The sequence below is a fragment of the Pseudoalteromonas sp. GW168-MNA-CIBAN-0100 genome (assembly GCF_040309225.1).
Classification (GTDB): domain Bacteria; phylum Pseudomonadota; class Gammaproteobacteria; order Enterobacterales; family Alteromonadaceae; genus Pseudoalteromonas; species Pseudoalteromonas arctica.
Genome location: NZ_JBEOOL010000400.1, coordinates 1 through 296, shown reverse-complemented (window position 1 = coordinate 296; position 296 = coordinate 1). Strand labels below are relative to the sequence as shown.

The window sequence follows — 296 nt, the reverse complement described above, 5'->3', positions numbered from 1 at the left end:
CGATATTTTTATGCAGCAAGGCTTTGATGAGCCTGTAGATGACAGCTTAGAGGACACTATTGATTTAGACTTAAACACATCACAAAACAGTGATGATATTTTAAGTGCTGATGATTTAGATAGCTTATTTGATGAAGACGATAGATTACCAGAAATTGAATCGAGTGATAGCGACAAAGTAGCACCAGAGAGTGGGGATTCTCACGATGAAATATCTGCCTTTAGTGAAGAGTGAGCAAGTGAAGATGACGATTTTGATATTGATGATTTATTAGAATCAGAGCAATCATCAATAC

The 296-nt window shown here is 36.1% G+C and carries 1 protein-coding gene; it reads left to right on the top strand.

The window, feature by feature from the left end:
* On the top strand, positions 1–235 hold a 235-nt coding region (locus AAEY62_RS21665; RefSeq protein ID WP_350636454.1), incomplete at its 5' end, for a hypothetical protein.
* Positions 236–296 lie beyond the last annotated feature (61 nt).